This is a genomic window from Chryseotalea sanaruensis (assembly GCF_003990915.1).
In the GTDB taxonomy this organism is placed as follows: domain Bacteria; phylum Bacteroidota; class Bacteroidia; order Cytophagales; family Cyclobacteriaceae; genus Chryseotalea; species Chryseotalea sanaruensis.
Genome location: NZ_BHXQ01000004.1, coordinates 1 through 16837, shown reverse-complemented (window position 1 = coordinate 16837; position 16837 = coordinate 1). Strand labels below are relative to the sequence as shown.

At 38.0% G+C, this 16837-nt stretch carries 21 protein-coding genes; 11 read left to right on the top strand and 10 right to left on the bottom strand.

What is annotated here, in order from left to right:
- Nucleotides 1-85: 85 nt before the first annotated feature.
- Nucleotides 86-862, bottom strand: coding sequence for a hypothetical protein (locus tag SanaruYs_RS10900; RefSeq protein WP_127122600.1), 777 nt, complete (start codon nt 860-862; stop codon nt 86-88).
- 121 nt (nt 863-983) lie between these two features.
- Between SanaruYs_RS10900 and SanaruYs_RS10895 the strand changes: the two genes are divergently transcribed.
- Together SanaruYs_RS10895 and SanaruYs_RS10890 are read left to right on the top strand one after the other, a co-directional pair.
- Nucleotides 984-1724, top strand: coding sequence for a class I SAM-dependent methyltransferase (locus tag SanaruYs_RS10895; RefSeq protein WP_127122599.1), 741 nt, complete (start codon nt 984-986; stop codon nt 1722-1724).
- Nucleotides 1725-1845: 121 nt separating this feature from the next.
- The gene (locus SanaruYs_RS10890; RefSeq protein WP_127122598.1) at nt 1846-2589 is read left to right on the top strand and encodes a polyprenol monophosphomannose synthase; all 744 of its coding nucleotides are present in this window, start codon (nt 1846-1848) and stop codon (nt 2587-2589) included.
- Nucleotides 2590-2844: 255 nt separating this feature from the next.
- Here SanaruYs_RS10890 and SanaruYs_RS10885 read toward each other — a convergent pair whose 3' ends face one another.
- Nucleotides 2845-4065, bottom strand: coding sequence for an ABC transporter permease (locus tag SanaruYs_RS10885; RefSeq protein WP_246011894.1), 1221 nt, complete (start codon nt 4063-4065; stop codon nt 2845-2847).
- Between the two features lie 43 nt (nt 4066-4108).
- On the opposite strand from SanaruYs_RS10885, the gene SanaruYs_RS10880 reads away from it, so the two are divergent.
- From SanaruYs_RS10880 to SanaruYs_RS10855, 6 genes are all read left to right on the top strand, one after another.
- Complete coding sequence (locus SanaruYs_RS10880; protein ID WP_127122597.1) at nt 4109-5287, top strand: exo-beta-N-acetylmuramidase NamZ family protein; 1179 nt, start codon at nt 4109-4111, stop codon at nt 5285-5287.
- 33 nt (nt 5288-5320) lie between these two features.
- Nucleotides 5321-5956: an endonuclease III gene (gene nth / locus SanaruYs_RS10875; RefSeq protein WP_127122596.1), complete on the top strand. Its 636-nt coding sequence runs from the start codon at nt 5321-5323 to the stop codon at nt 5954-5956.
- A 25-nt stretch (nt 5957-5981) separates the two neighbouring features.
- Nucleotides 5982-6899 (top strand): methionyl-tRNA formyltransferase, encoded by a 918-nt coding sequence (gene fmt, locus SanaruYs_RS10870; protein WP_246011893.1) that lies wholly within the window; start codon nt 5982-5984, stop codon nt 6897-6899.
- 66 nt (nt 6900-6965) lie between these two features.
- Nucleotides 6966-7469: a dihydrofolate reductase gene (locus SanaruYs_RS10865; RefSeq protein WP_127122595.1), complete on the top strand. Its 504-nt coding sequence runs from the start codon at nt 6966-6968 to the stop codon at nt 7467-7469.
- Nucleotides 7470-7494: 25 nt separating this feature from the next.
- Nucleotides 7495-7890 carry a hypothetical protein gene (locus SanaruYs_RS10860; RefSeq protein ID WP_127122594.1) on the top strand — a complete coding sequence of 132 codons (396 nt, stop codon included), beginning with the start codon at nt 7495-7497 and terminating at the stop codon, nt 7888-7890.
- A gap of 1 nt (nt 7891) precedes the next feature.
- A complete protein-coding gene (locus tag SanaruYs_RS10855) occupies nt 7892-8701 on the top strand; it encodes an SDR family oxidoreductase (protein WP_127122593.1) in 810 nt (269 codons plus the stop codon).
- Nucleotides 8702-9048: 347 nt separating this feature from the next.
- Here the strand turns inward: SanaruYs_RS10855 and SanaruYs_RS10850 are convergent, their stop codons facing one another.
- Nucleotides 9049-9630 carry a porin family protein gene (locus SanaruYs_RS10850; RefSeq protein ID WP_127122592.1) on the bottom strand — a complete coding sequence of 194 codons (582 nt, stop codon included), beginning with the start codon at nt 9628-9630 and terminating at the stop codon, nt 9049-9051.
- A 390-nt stretch (nt 9631-10020) separates the two neighbouring features.
- Between SanaruYs_RS10850 and SanaruYs_RS10845 the strand changes: the two genes are divergently transcribed.
- Together SanaruYs_RS10845 and SanaruYs_RS10840 are read left to right on the top strand one after the other, a co-directional pair.
- Nucleotides 10021-11163, top strand: coding sequence for a sensor histidine kinase (locus SanaruYs_RS10845; protein ID WP_127122591.1), 1143 nt, complete (start codon nt 10021-10023; stop codon nt 11161-11163).
- Nucleotides 11156-11554 (top strand): response regulator, encoded by a 399-nt coding sequence (locus SanaruYs_RS10840; protein ID WP_127122590.1) that lies wholly within the window; start codon nt 11156-11158, stop codon nt 11552-11554. Before SanaruYs_RS10845 ends, SanaruYs_RS10840 begins: the two co-directional genes overlap by 8 nt.
- Before the next feature lie 10 nt (nt 11555-11564).
- On the opposite strand, the gene SanaruYs_RS10835 is transcribed toward SanaruYs_RS10840, so the two are convergent.
- Both SanaruYs_RS10835 and SanaruYs_RS10830 read right to left on the bottom strand, forming a co-directional pair.
- The gene (locus SanaruYs_RS10835) at nt 11565-12350 is read right to left on the bottom strand and encodes a hypothetical protein (RefSeq protein WP_127122589.1); all 786 of its coding nucleotides are present in this window, start codon (nt 12348-12350) and stop codon (nt 11565-11567) included.
- Nucleotides 12351-12437: 87 nt separating this feature from the next.
- The gene (locus SanaruYs_RS10830; RefSeq protein ID WP_127122588.1) at nt 12438-12785 is read right to left on the bottom strand and encodes a hypothetical protein; all 348 of its coding nucleotides are present in this window, start codon (nt 12783-12785) and stop codon (nt 12438-12440) included.
- 160 nt (nt 12786-12945) lie between these two features.
- Between SanaruYs_RS10830 and SanaruYs_RS10825 the strand changes: the two genes are divergently transcribed.
- Nucleotides 12946-13155, top strand: coding sequence for a helix-turn-helix transcriptional regulator (locus SanaruYs_RS10825; RefSeq protein WP_127122587.1), 210 nt, complete (start codon nt 12946-12948; stop codon nt 13153-13155).
- 112 nt (nt 13156-13267) lie between these two features.
- Here the strand turns inward: SanaruYs_RS10825 and SanaruYs_RS10820 are convergent, their stop codons facing one another.
- From SanaruYs_RS10820 to SanaruYs_RS10800, 5 genes are all read right to left on the bottom strand, one after another.
- Nucleotides 13268-13732 carry a hypothetical protein gene (locus tag SanaruYs_RS10820; RefSeq protein ID WP_127122586.1) on the bottom strand — a complete coding sequence of 155 codons (465 nt, stop codon included), beginning with the start codon at nt 13730-13732 and terminating at the stop codon, nt 13268-13270.
- A 277-nt stretch (nt 13733-14009) separates the two neighbouring features.
- Nucleotides 14010-14519, bottom strand: coding sequence for a lipocalin family protein (locus tag SanaruYs_RS10815; RefSeq protein WP_127122585.1), 510 nt, complete (start codon nt 14517-14519; stop codon nt 14010-14012).
- Between the two features lie 33 nt (nt 14520-14552).
- Nucleotides 14553-14960, bottom strand: a complete 408-nt coding sequence (locus SanaruYs_RS10810) for an energy transducer TonB (RefSeq protein ID WP_127122584.1) — start codon at nt 14958-14960, stop codon at nt 14553-14555.
- 171 nt (nt 14961-15131) lie between these two features.
- Nucleotides 15132-16067: an AlbA family DNA-binding domain-containing protein gene (locus SanaruYs_RS10805; protein WP_127122583.1), complete on the bottom strand. Its 936-nt coding sequence runs from the start codon at nt 16065-16067 to the stop codon at nt 15132-15134.
- A gap of 161 nt (nt 16068-16228) precedes the next feature.
- Entirely contained in the window at nt 16229-16657 is a 429-nt protein-coding gene (locus SanaruYs_RS10800; protein WP_262708683.1) for an SRPBCC family protein, read from the bottom strand.
- Nucleotides 16658-16837: the final 180 nt, after the last annotated feature.

Below are 16837 nucleotides of genomic sequence, written 5' to 3'. Positions count from 1 at the left end.
CTCAGGGTATCGTGTGCATCTCGCTCCCTGGTCTGTGTCTTCACAGACCAGCAACTAACATCATCATATTATTATTATTAAACGCTTAAGAAAGTTGTCTCAGGGTATCGTGTGCATCAATCTTAATATCATCTTCGCCTACTTCATCAAAAGGATTCTCGAGGTGATCTTGTATGTTATCTAAACTCACTAAAATAAAACTGTATAATACGGGCATGGCATATTCCAAATGCATAGAGTAGTCCATATGCGCACTGGCAAAGTAAGGTCCGTAAATAATCGGAAAAATATAAATGAACACTTTACTATAAGCACGCAGGGTAATCGGTGTACGATAGTTGTGAATAATTTTCATGTTATCAAAAGCGATAATCATCTTACTTACATATTGATTAATACGCGAAATCTCACCACTCTGTGTACCATAGTCACGCATTTGTATGGTTAGCTTTGACAATTCAGAAAATTTCTGATAAATGCCTTTTTCATTGTTTGTCCAATCCTGATCATGGCTGGTCTTAAACATGTCTTTCATGATAATCACCATATCTAAAATAAGGGCACGCCCTTGCTCAGCCAGTGTATTATTTTTATTGGTTGGCCAATCTCTCATAGCAAAGTAAATCGCAACAGCATGGCCTTTAAAGTCGGATAGACGTTGCAGGGCAGTTTCACGCCTGGTATAAGCAGAGCCAATTGAAAAAACTACCGGAAACACAATGGCTACGCCTACCAGCATATCGGGAAACTTCGCTGTGATATTATATTGAATACAGAAATAAGTTGATACCACAGAGAGTATGGTGATCAGAATGGTCTTATAGTTAATGATGAGAAAAAAACTCTTCAGAACTCTTTTCATAGGAGGCTTAGAAAACTGCCCAATATTAATAAATTGTTAACAATGGTAAAGGAAAATCGTATAGGACATACGCTGAGTTATCTATTAAATACAAGAATTTTGGTCATTTTTAAGTAAACACATGGCAAAAGACTACTTTTCCCAACAGGCTAGCACCTACGCCAACTTCAGACCACAATACCCTGCAGACCTTTATGCTTATCTATTTAAACGGGTAAAGCACTTCGACAAAGCCTGGGACTGTGCTACAGGTAATGGTCAGGTCGCTCATGAACTTGCCAAACATTTTATAAATGTTGAAGCAACGGATATTAGCCAACAGCAGCTGGACAATGCAGTTAAGGCAAATAATATTCATTACACCCTTTGTCCGGCCGAGCAAACAAATTTTCCTGACCAGTCTTTTGATCTGATTACTGTAGGTCAGGCTTTGCACTGGTTTGATCAGGCCGCCTTTTTTAAGGAGGTCAAGCGTGTTGGTAAGCCCGATGCATATCTCGCTGTTTGGGGTTACGCTATCATTAGTGTTGACAAAGAAATTGACAAGCTCTTTTATAGTTATTATGAGGGAACTGTAGGTAGATACTGGGATCAGGCGCGAAGGCATATCGAAAACGAATATGCATCTTTCCATTTTCCCTTTGCGGCCATTGATCAGCAACACTTTACTTTACAACTCAGCTGGACAATGGAGCATTACATAGGCTACCTGCGCTCATGGTCAGCCACTCAAAAATTTATAAATGAAAATGGTTTTGATCCGCTAATAGATTTTGGGATAGAATTATCACAGTTCTGGAAGCATGGAGAGTTAAAAACTGTTCAATTTCCAATTTTTTTGAAACTATGTCCCCTTAAATAGGTGTTTAACTATTCATTTAACATTGAATTTTAACCTTTTATCCGAGATGCCGGCTGTGCCTCAGTAAAAGCGTTGTCCACCTCCATACTTTTAGTAGTTTTGTTTAAGCTGATAACTATACGTGAACGATTCTCTTGTCATAATACCCACTTATAAAGAGCGTGATAACGTTCAGGCCATTATTGAGGCTGTCTTTGCACAACCTAAAGCTTTTGACGTTTTAATTGTTGACGACAATTCGCCAGATGGCACAGCACAAATTGTTGAAGACTTACAAGCAAAGTATAATAGCGAAAGCCCGAGACTCCAACTTTTAAAAAGACCAGGCAAGCAAGGTTTAGGCACTGCCTATATTACCGGTTTTCATTATGCCATCGAAAAAGGCTATGAATATGTGTTGGAGATGGATGCAGACTTCTCGCACGACCCCAAAGATTTAGTTCAGCTTTACAACGCATGTGCCACTGGTGCAGATTTATCTATCGGTTCGCGTTATGCAACAGGGGTAAATGTAGTGAACTGGCCAATGGGCAGGGTGCTGCTATCGTATTTTGCCAGTATGTATGTTCGCCTGATTACGGGTATGCCTATAGCGGATACTACTGCAGGCTTCGTTTGTTATAAAACCAAGGTATTAGAAACAATTCCTTTAGATAAAATTAAGTTTGTGGGTTATGCTTTTCAGATTGAAATGAAATTCATTACCTGGAAATACGGTTTCAAATTACAAGAAGTACCCATTGTATTTACTGAGCGTGTAAGAGGAGAATCAAAGATGTCGGCTGGTATTTTTAAAGAGGCTTTCTTTGGTGTACTGCAAATGACTATTAGCAGTTGGTTCAAGAAATATATTCCCACAAATTAATTGTCAATGGTCAATTGACCACGCATAAAAATCTTGATTAATCAAGTATCTGAGCTACTTGAATTATACTACAAATTCATGCCCACTCCTCGTCTCCCGTAGGGGACGAGGAGTTAGGTAAATCAGCGTCTCTGCGAAGACGCTGATTGGAAAGAAATATATTCCCACAAATTAATTGTTAATGGACAATTGACAATGTACAATCCGCTAGTCCATGTCTTTGACGAGTTGATTGGAAAGCGTTTTGCATTAGTATTAATCAAACTTTATCGCCTTAATAGGATTAATACGTGCAATTACCGCAGTTGGCAGTAAGAGTACAACCGAAACTACAATAAACATCAACAAGTTAAGCAACAAGATCACATCCCAATGCCATGCAATAGGCACATAAGCAATGTAATAGTCGTGGGCGTTTAAAGGAATTATCTTGAACTGATACTGAATATAACAAAGACCAAGCGCAAGCACATTGCCCCAAAAAAGCCCGCGTAATACAAGATTAACCCCATTACTTACAAAAATATTTCTAATGAGTTTATTCGTTGCGCCCATTGCCTTAAGCATACCAATCATTTGCGTCCGCTCCATTACTAAAATCAATACAATAGAAATCATGTTAATACAGATTACTGTTAATATGATTACTAATAAAATATTAACCTGTCGGTTAATTAAGTCAAGCCACTGAAACACCTGTTGGTACTTAAATGCTGTACTCGTCACCTGAAGATCGTAGTCAATAGCATCGTGAATGTTCTGCCCGATTACATCGGTCTGCGAAACATCCCTTAAATACACCTCAAGTCCTCCAGCTAAACTATCGCCCCAATCGTTTAAGCGCTGCACCATACGCAGATCGCTGATGATCATCTTACCATCAAAGTATTCTGATAAATTGGTTTCATAAATACCTGTGATGCGCAGCTTGCGAAAGCGTGGCGGATTCTGAAAGAAATGTACTATGAGATCATCGCCCGTTTTTAATTTCATTTTGTTGGCAATTACACGACTGATCACCACTTCATTCGCTATTGACGAATCCGGAAAATGTATGAAACGACCTTCCACCATCGTCTCATCAAAAGCCAGTGTGTCAAAACGCTTACTCACCCCCTTCACCACAACACCTAAAATCTCTTCTTCTGTTTTTAACAAGCCTGTTTTATGGGCATACTCCTGCACTTGTTGCACACCTTCAAACTGAGTTGGGTCGTTATATAAAGGAATGTTGAAACTAAAGGGCGTTTCTTCCAGGGAATTATTATAGGACAGCGCATTAACAACAAGGTGGCCGCTGAAACTGTACATTTTCTTCTTCACTGCCTCCTGAAAACCGTGCATAATCAGAAAGGAAACAATAGCGGCCGCCAAACCCAGACAAATGCTAACAATGGCAATCTTGTGAATGGTTGCCGAAAAGCCTGCTTTTTGTTGTTGGCTTATGCGTTTTGCTATGAAATATGCGAGGTTCAAAGACTATTGTTAATTTTGATTGCTTGCAAAATACATTATTTGAATGATACGATTTTTAAGTGTGCTCTTTTTGATTGTAGCTTGTAGTAATAAAGCCTCTCATACTTCAGCAGAAAGTAACGAAGTTGAACAAAAAGCCGAAAGTGTAAAAGTGGGCGCAGAACAGCTTGACCTGCTCATACCCTTACTACAGAATAAGCCTATTGCCATGGTGGTTAACCATACCGCTATGGTTGGGAGCACCCATTTGGTTGATACACTTTTGAAAAGCGGTATCAACATAAAAAAGATAATGGCACCCGAACATGGCTTCAGGGGCAAGGCGGATGCCGGTGAAACCGTAAAAGACGGAGCCGATAGCAAAACAGGTTTACCAATTGTATCGCTCTACGGCAACAATAAAAAACCAACCAATGAACAATTAAGTGATGTGGACATAGTGGTTTTTGATATTCAGGATGTAGGTGTTCGTTTTTTTACTTACATCAGCACCTTACATTATGTAATGGAGGCTTGTGCTGAAAATGGCAAGCAGGTAATTGTACTCGACCGCCCAAATCCTAATGGTGATTATGTAGATGGCCCGCTCCTGCAGGCAGAACATCAGTCTTTTGTTGGCATGCATCCAATTCCTGTTGTTCACGGTATGACTATCGGTGAATATGCCAGCATGATTAACGGCCAAGGTTGGATAAAACGTAAATGTGCGCTCGAAGTAATTAAGCTAAAGCATTGGAAGCATAGCGATGCTTATTCGTTGCCGAATAAGCCCTCACCAAACTTACCCAACGACCATGCTATAAGATTATACCCTTCTACTTGTTTATTTGAAGGCACTGTAATCAGTGTTGGTAGAGGTACCCAGATGCCTTTTGAAGTATTAGGACATCCCAATTTAAAAAATATGTCTTTCTCTTTTACACCGATCAGCATAGAGGGCATGTCTAAAAATCCTCCGTTCGAAAACAAAATGTGCTATGGTTTGGATTTACAAAAAGTTGCAGTAAAAAAACAACTCGACTTATCCTACCTCATTCAACTCTACCGGCTGTATCCTGATCAGGAAAAGTTCTTCATCCCTTACTTTGAAAAACTTGTCGGCACCAGTGCGCTACGCGAGCAAATTAAAAACGGTATGACTGAAGAGGCCATCAGAAAAACATGGGAAGCTGACTTGAAAAACTTCATGGATATTCGTGCGAAATATTTGCTCTACCAGTAACCTCAGCCCCTCCAGGTTGTTCTTTCACTAACTATGACAAAAGCAGAAAAAGTAGCGGATATACTGGCCATTCTTGATAAGCATTATCCTACAGTAGAGGTTCCGCTTCATCATAAAGATGCCTATACATTACTGATTGCTGTTTTACTTTCTGCGCAGTGCACCGATGAACGCGTTAATAAGATTACGCCCCTGCTTTTCAAACAGGCCGATAATCCTTATGATATGGTGAAGATGAGCGTGGAAGAAATCAGGGAGATCATCAAACCTTGCGGTTTGTCGCCTATGAAGTCGAAAGGGATTTATGGTCTTTCAAAAATACTAATTGACCAATATAACGGTGAAGTACCAGCAAGTTTCGAAGCCTTAGAAGCCTTGCCTGCTGTTGGTCATAAAACAGCTTCTGTGGTTATGACGCAATGGTTTGGAATTCCTGCATTCCCCGTAGATACACACATTCACCGCCTCGCCTACCGTTGGGCCTTAACAACAGGCAAAAATGTGGAACAGACTGAACATGATTTAAAACGCCTCATCCCAGAGGACAGTTGGAACAAAGTTCACTTACAGATAATCTATTTTGGCAGGGCATTTTGTCCCGCTCGTGGTCATGTTTGGACAGACTGCCCTATTTGCAAGAAATATATGCGCAAGGAATTAAGAGATTAGGTAGCAATATTCTTTATTTGCGCTCATGAATGAACTCAGAATTATATTCATGGGCACTCCAGATTTTGCTGTGCCCAGCTTAGAAATTTTGATCGAGCACAAATTAAATGTTGTTGCCGTTATAACTGCGCCCGACAAGCCTCAAGGTCGTGGCTTGAAGATCAGTCGCTCCCCTGTTAAAGACTGTGCTGCAAAACACAACATACCCATTTTACAACCCACTAATTTAAAGGCTCCGGAATTTCTCGAAACTTTAAAATCCTATAACGCTAACTTGCAAATAGTGGTGGCCTTTCGCATGCTGCCAGAAGTAGTCTGGAACATGCCTGCTTTTGGTACGCTTAATTTGCACGGCTCATTGTTACCGCAATACCGTGGAGCAGCGCCTATCAATTGGGCCATTATTAATGGCGAGAAGGAGACTGGTGTTACTACCTTCTTCCTTAAACATGAAATTGATACCGGTAGTATTATTTTTCAGGATGTTGAAACCATTAAGCCAGATGATGATGCCGGTAAATTGCACGACCGACTCATGTATAGAGGCGCTGAACTGGTGCTTAAAACTGTAAAGGCTATTGAGAAAGGAGATTATCCTTCTACACCACAAAATGAAAATGTGGAGATTAAGCATGCACCTAAAATTTTTAAAGAAACGTGCGAGATTAACTGGAACCAGACCAGTGAGCAAGTGTATAATTTTGTTCGTGGCTTAAGTCCTTATCCGACAGCCTGGACAAGAATTAACGACAAGGTGTACAAAATTTTTAGTGTGAAGCATGGTGGTTTTATGCAGCATAAAAACGTAGGTACCATAGAAACTGACCATAAAAACTTTTTATACTTCCGTACAATTGATGGACTGGTGAGCATTGAGGAGCTGCAACCCGAAGGCAAAAAGAGAATGAGTATTAAAGACTTTTTTAGAGGAAACAAAATATAGCCACAAGCTTCAGGCTTCAAGCTCAATACAGCCTTGCCTGAAGCGTGTAGCTTGTAGCTTGAAAATATGACAATATCCCTAATCGCTGCTCTTGCTAAAAACCGTATTATCGGAAAGGATAATGATTTGCCCTGGCATTTACCGGACGACATGAAATTTTTCATGCAAAGCACAAAAGGTCATTGCGTGATAATGGGAAGAAAAAACTACGACTCACTCCCACCCAAATATCGGCCACTCGCTAACAGAACAAACATTGTAGTAACTCGTCAAAAAGACTTTAAAGCGGAAGGATGTCATGTAGTGCATTCACTGGAAGATGCCTTGGCTTTTGCAAAACAACAACATGAAACCGAGGTGTTTGTGATTGGTGGTGCTGAAATTTACAAACAAGCCTTGCCGCATGCCGATTTACTATACTTAACGGAAATTGATGCCAATATTGAAGGTGACACATATTTTCCGTCAGTAGATCACTCAAAATTTAAGGAACAGTCACGTGTAGCCCATGCTGCCGATGCCAAACACGCCTTTGCTTTTGATTTTGTACTCTATAAAAGGCTTTCGTAATTTCTTATCTTGTAGAAAAAAAACTATGGACGCGCAAAAATTAGACAATCACAAAAAGGTATTGGGTATACTTTATGTTGTATCCGGAACACTAACTATAATCGGTGCACTGCTTATCAATGCTATACTCTCGTTAGTTTTTTCCTTTGCTTTCGATAATGCAAACCCTGAGGAACAAAAGGTTATTGATTTTGTAACGGCTATTGTAGCCTATGTACCAGGCCTAATCATGATCTTCTTTGCCGGCCCCTCCCTATTGGCTGGAATCGGTTTGCTGGCAAAACAAAAGTGGGCATTGATCCTTTCACTGATTGTCGGTTGCTTAAAATTATTCTCTTTCCCTATCGGTACCGCAATTGGTGTTTACGCCATCTGGATTTTTTCAGAAGATCAAAAACTTTCACGTACAACTCAAGCCTAGCATGACATCACTTCAAGGTAAGGTTATCTGGATTACCGGAGCATCGTCTGGTATCGGAGAAGCCCTGACATACGAGTTAGCCACACTCAATACTAAACTTATTTTATCTTCTCGCAGAAAGGAAGAACTAGAGCGGGTAAAAGCGAACTGTACTGCAAGTGCACAAGCCAACATCCATATCTTACCCTTAGATTTATCGCAAGCTTCAACGTTACAGCTATCAGCAGAAGCCGCTATACAGATTTTCGGTCATGTTGATATACTCATTAATAATGGTGGCATTTCTCAACGCGCTTTGGCAAAAGAAACTACACTTGAAGTTGATAGAAAAATAATGGAGATCGATTATTTCGGTACCATTTCATTAACTAAAGCACTCATTCCACATTTTATTCAACGCAAGGAAGGCCACTTTGTAACGGTTAGTAGTATTACCGGAATTATTGGCACACCTTATCGCACAGCATATGCAGCTGCTAAACATGCATTACAAGGTTTTTTCAATTCACTTCGTGCAGAGTTGTGGAAAGAGAACCCTGCTATTTACGTAACCATGATTTGTCCGGGTTGGACTAATACTAATTTAAGCCTGACTGCTTTAAAAGGTGATGGATCTGCACAGAACAAGAAAGATGATACCCATGCAGCAGGATTAACTCCAGCCTTTGTCGCACATAAAATTGTGCAAGCGATTAAAGGAAGAAAACGGGAGATTTATGTTGGTGGCTGGAAAGAAACATTAGCTGCCTACCTGCATCGCTATACGCCAGGATTGTTTGCTAAGATTGTACGAAAGGCGAAGGTGAAGTAAAGAAACACTTTGCAGTGCAGTGAATACTTTGCACAAGTATACTACGCTGCAAGTGTAAAAAATGACTAGAGGTCCCGGAAAGTAGTTCCAGCGGCTAGCACTAAGAATCCTACAAGTAGTAAAATATAATTGTGTTCGCTTAAGATTTGAACATCTACATAGTGACCAATTATGCCTAAGAAACCAGCGATCATACCAATGATCCATGTTATTTTTTTGGGGGAAGAAGGTGTTTTCATATATTAATTGAGGTAAAAAATAAGGGCTCGCTTGAGTAATATATTCGTTAATAAATATTTTAAAATAAAAAAGAGACTTTTATAGAGTCTCTTTTTTATAATCAACTATTAATTATGGTTGAATAAATAGAATACACCGACCTGTACACCTCGGTTAAAATAATCTGTAGTTCCATTCTTATTGACATTGCTTAAACCAAGATTATAACGAACATCTACTCCAAAATCAGAAACTGGATTAATGTAACTTACGCCCAATCCTAATCCAAGATCAACACCTTCGAAATCATCTTTCACATCAGTATCATCATCGTTTACTTCAGATTTAGCACTCGCTAAAAAACCAAGTTGAGGACCGGCTTGCAATCTGAAACCGTTATCAAACATGTATTGAAACAATAAGGGAACATTAATGTAGTTAAGGTTTAACTTAACCTCTTGACCAGCTATTGTGGATTGTGCACCCTGCACAGAGTAAACAAGCTCAGGTTGTAATGCAAATTGATCGGAAATATGAATATGACCAATAAGGCCTAAGTGAAAACTCACTTTTGTATCAAAGCCGTTATTATTATCGCTTTTAAGTGTGTAGGCGTTTACACCACCTTTAATACCAATGTTGGTATGTTGGGCAATAGCAGCGCCAGAGATAAGCAGAACAGCAAATAGTGTTGAAATAATTATTTTCATAAATTTAATTAAAGTGAACCTGTTATGTTTATAACCAGGTATTAGATAACAAAGGTCAGTTCTTTTCAATTACGCTTCGTTGCAGAACTATTGTAAGTTGTTACATAAATCACAGTTATGAATTATAGCAATAAGGGAAAAGATCGATGATAAAACTGTTGTTCTTGCAAAAGCTCACTAAAAATCACGATGATGATTGATAAAAAACTTACTTAGATAAACTGATTTCTAAAGATATCCATAGTGAAGTTCTAAGTGAAGTTCTAATGGAATTGCAAATAATAGAATACAATTTAGATACTATGGATACTTCCTGTCGAGATAGATAACTCGTGCAACACCTTACCAGAATATATTTAGTATATTTAATCTGCACTGAAATAGAATAACATGAAACAGATATCGGAATTCTTTCTCAATTTGTTTGATACCTCCGACTGGCCCGCCCGATGGAATTGCGGCACATGGTCAGACTTTCATGGATGGCTCTATATAATATCTGATGTTGCTATCTGGGCTGCATACTTTGCCATACCATTTATATTGGTATACTTTATACAGAAGCGTGGGGAGGTTCCTTTTAAATCAATTATTTGGTTATTTATATTTTTCATTTTATTCTGCGGATCTACTCATTTAATCGATGCACTTATTTTTTATGTGCCTGTATATCGTTTTAGTGCACTTGTCAGATTCATGACTGCCGTAGTTTCTTGTGCTACTGTATTCGCATTAATACGTAACATGCCTGATATTATAGCATTAAAAACGCCCGCCCAACTTGAAAAACTTATTCGGATACGCACGGGTGAATTAAAAGAAACAACTTCTTACCTTCAAATGAAGAACTCTCAGTTGGAAAACTTTGCAGAGATTACTTCTCATAATCTACGTTCTCCACTTGGCAATATGGTGGCACTGATTTCCTTGTATAATAGCATCAATGATCAGAAAGAGCGAGATGATTTAGTGAGTAAGATGAAAATAGTTTCTGATAAAATGATGCAAACACTGACGGACCTGTCGATGGTTGTGCTCAACACCCGTACTGAGAACACAACATATGAAGAAATTGAGTTAGACAAATTGACTAATGAAATATGCCAGACACTTACTGAAGATATCCAAAAATCCGGAATTGAGATCGTAACTGATTTCTCTTCACTACCGGTAATACGCTATCAAAAAACATATCTCGAAAGTATTTTACTTAATCTAATCACCAATGCCATTAAGTACAGAGATCCGGAGAAAAAAGCTTTCCTAAAAATATCAAGTCACAAGGAACAGGGTATTGATGTACTTATTGTTGAAGACAATGGTTTAGGCATCAATCTGAAGCGTTATGGTGATAAACTATTTAAACTTCATAAGACTTTCCATAAAAATGAAGATGCCCGTGGTGTCGGTCTATTTATCACCAAAAATCAAATAGAGTCACTTGGAGGTACAATTGATGCCCAAAGTGAATCAGGAATAGGAACAACTTTTACTCTACGTTTAAATGCAATAAAAACCCCAAGCAATGATTAAATCGCTAGCCATTATTGACGATGATGAAATTTTTCATTTAACCGTCTCCAAAACTATTCAGCTTGTTAAAATAGACTGTAAGGTTAAATATTTTGTTAACGGTGAGGAAGCAATGAGTTTCCTTTTAACTCAAATTGATATTGTAGATGATCTGCCTGAAGCCATTATGCTGGACATTAATATGCCCGTAATGGACGGTTGGGAGTTTATGGAAGAATATGCTGTGAAACTTAAGCCACGACTTAAAAAACCAATCACTGTATACATGGTAAGCTCTTCTATAAACGATAAGGATATAGAACGTGCAAGGAAATTGTCGGATATCTCCAACTATTACGTTAAACCTATCACAGAAAACAAGATTCGGGAAATTATTAACAACTTGAATTGATCCCGGAGTATCAATCACCCCAGTTGTAAAACGTTTCTCCTTCGTAGGTTGACAGTCGGATGGAAAGCGCTTCTTTAAAATTCTTTCCTTCCACTTCAACTATTTGCTCAAGTTCTGTTTCATCACCATCATACTGAAAAATAAAATTCCTCATAAAATAGTAACCTGAATTCTCAGCATTGGTAACTATGTCTCCTGCGTTATCAATCTCGTAATAGAAGTAGTGTCCAGGTAATTGCTCACCAAAATTTGCTCCAGCGTCTACGAACTTCTGAATGAACTCGTCTACCAAAGTAGATGAGGACGCTACATGATATCCAATGGTTCCCCAATAAGTATTATTAGGAACTCTCATAGTAGTTGTTCTGATGAAATCAATTCCATTTCTTTTCCCGAATTGAAAAGATATGTCAGTGTCGGTAACCTTTAATGTGCCCTTATTGCGGAGCTTTGCATTGTTCAACTCAATTTCATATTCTCCATTTGCTACTGAATTTAAATCTATCACTACAGTTGCTGGTCCAAAGGCTGTTAAACATAAGACTGTCTCACCTACTTCAGTGAATGTAATTTTAAACGAGTTTGCATCTATCTCCTCATCCGCAATTATAGGATAGTTTACACAAGGATAAATTTTTTCTGTTCTGCAGAAGAGATTCAGGCGCCTTGAGTTGGGCTCAAGCACTTCTCTGGCTTCAATGATTATTTTTGAGTCGATTGGGTTTGACTCTAATCCCAAATCATTGTCTTCACAGGAGATTAGCAGTATCAAAAAATACGGTAATAATCGTTTCATAATTATTAGACACCACCTTAGGTCCATTCGTTGGGAAGTATTTTGTAGAACGGAATTAACAGCCAGTTTCATAGGTTGGCTGTATTTTCATGGGTTCTTCTTTCCAGGTTTAGTTAGCTTTTTCTTTTTATTCAGTAGCTCATGATAAACCTTCAGTGCTTGCTTCATGATGGAGTCATTATCTGCTTCAATCTTCTTGCTGCGTCTATCCATGATCTCATCATACCTTGTAAAGGTTTCATCCGTGCTATCACATAGACCCATGCTCTCCATAATCAAAACATCCAAATGTGGTTGGAAGTAGCAATCATCAATACCAACTTCATGTAGGGCGTGGAAGAGCTTACGGGATTTGAGTTCCTCCTTGATAAGGTAGATAGATAGCTGAATATTGTCTGGTATTCTGACTATTGGATGCTTTATTCGGATCGGCATAGATCATTATATGTTTTAAATATTGACATGAAATTATAATTAATTATTGTATTACAGAATAATAATGCTATAAAATTATAATTTAATATCGTTAAATACTGATTTTGAGGAACTTAAGAGTAGGGTGTGATTTGTTGTAGAAAGGCAATAAATTTACACTGTGTCGAAACTACAGTTAAACAGAATCAAGATTGTCCTGCTGGAACGGAATAAAACGAGTAAGGAATTGGCCAACTATCTTGACAAAACAGAGTCAACCGTTTCGCGTTGGTGCACCAACGATATCCAACCTTCTATTGAAACTCTCTACGAGATCGCTAAGTATTTGAAAGTGGATATTCGGGAGTTGCTGGTGTCTACAGCAAAGTAAAATTCCCTGTCTTGTTCTATAAGCCTAAATGTTAGGCATTGTACGATGTTCTTTGAGTTATCTTACAGTTTACTGTGGTTTTGCATCAGTAACTTTCATTGACAGGAGTGCCTTACCTTAATCCATCAATTAGTGACCTGATTTCGTCCCCACTTTTTGCGAGGTCAGAAATATTAAATACATCTGGGGCTTTCTTCGTTGTCGACCAAATTGTCAAGATTGTCTGTTCCGTTGAACGGGCGTTACTATTTTCCGCAACGACTCCTTCAACTTTAACTGTCTTGATTTCTAACCACCGGTAATGGTAAACTTTGTCCTCATCTTTAACAACCAATTCATCCTGACTTAATGTAATGATGGAACCTAAAAAAATTCTTTTGATAAATAGCTTATACATGTAATACCCCAGAAAGATGACTACTGGTAGACATACAACCTTTAAGACTAAATTGTCAGAATGATTATCAGTAAAATAGACAAAATATGGGGGTAGTATCACCATCCCAAGCATGATTATCAGAAAGGAGATTGCTTTAATTTTATTGACGCCAATTCTTATTTTTTCCTCACTGGTCATAAATGGTGTTCAGACAAACGCTCGATTAAATACCTTTCCAACTTTCCAAACACTTTTATTTCCAAGGTTACTAAGCGAATTTAGTAGTTTGTTTATAATTGGCAAATTACCCGGCATGGGACGTAGCTATTGTTGCGTGCGGTACGGATTTTAGTCTGACCGTTACGTTAATGAATGATAATCATAATCGCGTTGTGACTAAGACCCGATTATTTTTCAAATGAAGTCTACAGTTGCTATATAGTCAGACGAATCCGTCCAATGCAATACCGTTTTCCTAATTAGAACCCTCGTCTCCTTCTATCATGTTAAAATATAGCGTATATGCATATGAACGTGAACGCTGTGTGATGTTCAATTTAAGCACCAAAGTGCTGTCAGTAATTTCCAGTATATCATATGTATTAATTGAACCATTAGCAGTCAACAGTAATTGCTTATTCTGTTCAACTACTTGCCAAGTACCATGTGAAAAAATCCTTTTATCGTTTGGTTTATCTCTCGTTGCTCCTTCGTCATAGAGATACGTTCCATCGTCCCTCAATATAAGTATGTCATCGCGCTCAGGTGCTGGGAATTGTAAAGTAATATTACGAACAGTTGTATCAGGATGCTCAGTTAACAATACATCACCTTCTAACCAATGCTTATTAATTAAAAGCTTTGCAGTAGAAGAATGCTCAAACGTTGGCAGTTGCGTAGAAATGTTTTTATGCGAGCAGCCCGATAATAGAATGATTAATACTGCAGGCATTATCAGATAGTTCTTAATTAATGAGTAGTTCATAGAATTAATATCTACGCAATTCTGTCTGGTCATTTATAATCCGTATAGATAAGCCATTTGTGTTAAAAATTTGACAGGTAGTCCGTTGATTGTTGCTGGTTTCCATTTAGGCATCTTTTTGAATGCTTCAACAGCCGCTTCATCACAACCATAACCTATCCCTTTAATTACTTTAAAATCACTTGACGTCCCGTCAGCGTTGATAATGAATTGAATAATTACCTTACCCTCAATTTTATTTTTTCTTGCCTGTTCAGGGTAATAATGATTTTTCCCGTCAACGTATTTTCCGAGTGCTTTCATTCCTCCTGGAAATTCTGGGAGAACGTCAACTTTTGTATAAACTGAGTCTGGATTTATTGTCACGTTGTCTTGAGCTTTTATTGATAAAACTGAAAGTATCAGAAGTCCGATTGTTAAGGTTAAAAGTTTCTTTGTCATAGTATTAGAGTTAATATTTATCTCTGTCAATAACGTCTTTATTCGAAGCTAAATCTGTCCTGCCGCCTTGCGCACAACCTTTAGATTCAAACCGTGATTTGAAGTAAAGGTATTAATAGTTAAATTTTATAAACAAAAGCAATGATACATAGCCGTTGTTGTAGGCAGGGCTTAACTGTTCATTAGTTTTTCTCTACTTATTTTCTTTCTACCCTTTTTTGTCTCCATGCCTTCGGCATATATAATGTAATCGACTATCAAATCAGTTGGCCCCTTTTGATCTTGAAAAATCCCTGATATTTTGTCAACGTCAATGGATGAATTGGGAAAGATGACAATATCTTGACCACCACTATAGTTGATGTCAAATGATTGATTATTACTAATTCGCTTTAGTCCTGTTTGTCCATTACCATTAACTCCAAAAGTGGATTGAGTATATCCTTTACTAAGTTTGAGTGCCACGTATGGATGTTTTGCAATTCCGTTTCCATTGTTAATAATTGAAAATAGAATTTCATATCTAAGTAATTTGTCACCAGACCATGTGTGGGAATCTATTTTGCCAATCTTAAGATCAAGCTTAGGCTTACTTTTTCTAGAGAACATATCAACTATGTCATAATGTTCTGCCCTGAAAAAGCTGTCCCCGTTACGCTTGTAGTAATATTTGTCTGCGAAATTAGCCATATGAGGACCTGTTTCACTTTCAGGTATAAATGTTACTACGAAGCCAGTATCATTACCAATATCAATTTTTTTGTGTTTAACGCCTTTAATTTTCGGTGTTGTTGCTTGTCCCTCGAGTGTGTTTAGCTTATTAAGAAATAATGAAAGTTCCCTTATCGGAGATGTTTTTTTAGCACAATCTATTTTGTCGCTATCCTTCTCCGCATGAATTCCCCAAATAACTAGTCCGCCACTTGAGTTAGCAAAACCAGATAAACATTTAGAGTAGTTTCGTTTGTCAGCTTCTTTATCCTCCTTGGGAATTGTAGGATGAACAACAGTCTTAAATTCAATATGAATATTCTCTTCCTGCTTGTCTTTCACAAGTCGGTTTATCTCATTTTCATCAATTGCTGCAAAATATTCTACTAAATCCATCTCTAATTTTCGGTGCCTTGCCTACAACGCTTGGCTATTTGCATTGGCTGGCTTTTGAAAACGTATTTGTCCACCATGGCCAAACGTAATAGCGAAGATAAAACTTTTTAACTACACGTCACTCAGCCATTGCAAATAGCTTTTGTTAGCGGCAGTTGTTTTTATTTATCAGGTAATCCCCATTTTTTAACCAATTCCGCATTCAGTCCTCCTTCTTTTCCGTTTGGTTTTCCTTTACCTGTTTCAATATAGTTTTTCAAACTGCCCTGTATGTAACTTGTCCAAGCATCGTTGCAGACATTGTAACATTCATATTTAGGTGTCAAACCTTCGTGGGTAAAAATGACTTTTGTTTTATTTCCTTCTGCAGATAAATCAAAAATCAGTTTGGTGTTAATCCATTCTGTTTTGTCTTTTGTAAAATTAAATTCGTTGTCTGTTATTAAATAGACTAATTTTTTGTTTGGGATTTCTTCAATTAGTTTCAGTTTGCATAAATGAACGTCTTTATAATGATAAAAGAATGTTTCACCCAATTTGTCGGTGTTTCCTTCTATTTCTTCGCTCCACCATCCTCTGAAATTATTTATAGCATTGATTGTAGTTAAAGGGTCTTTGTCAACCTTAATGGTTGAAGTATAGTTTGTACTAACCCCCTATAAGACTGGACAAGAATCTGAAAACAGATTTATAACAGTTAAATTAGGGAAATATGCCAAGAGGAAAAAGAACATTCACACCAGAAGAGCGATTAAGCCTTTTACAGGAAG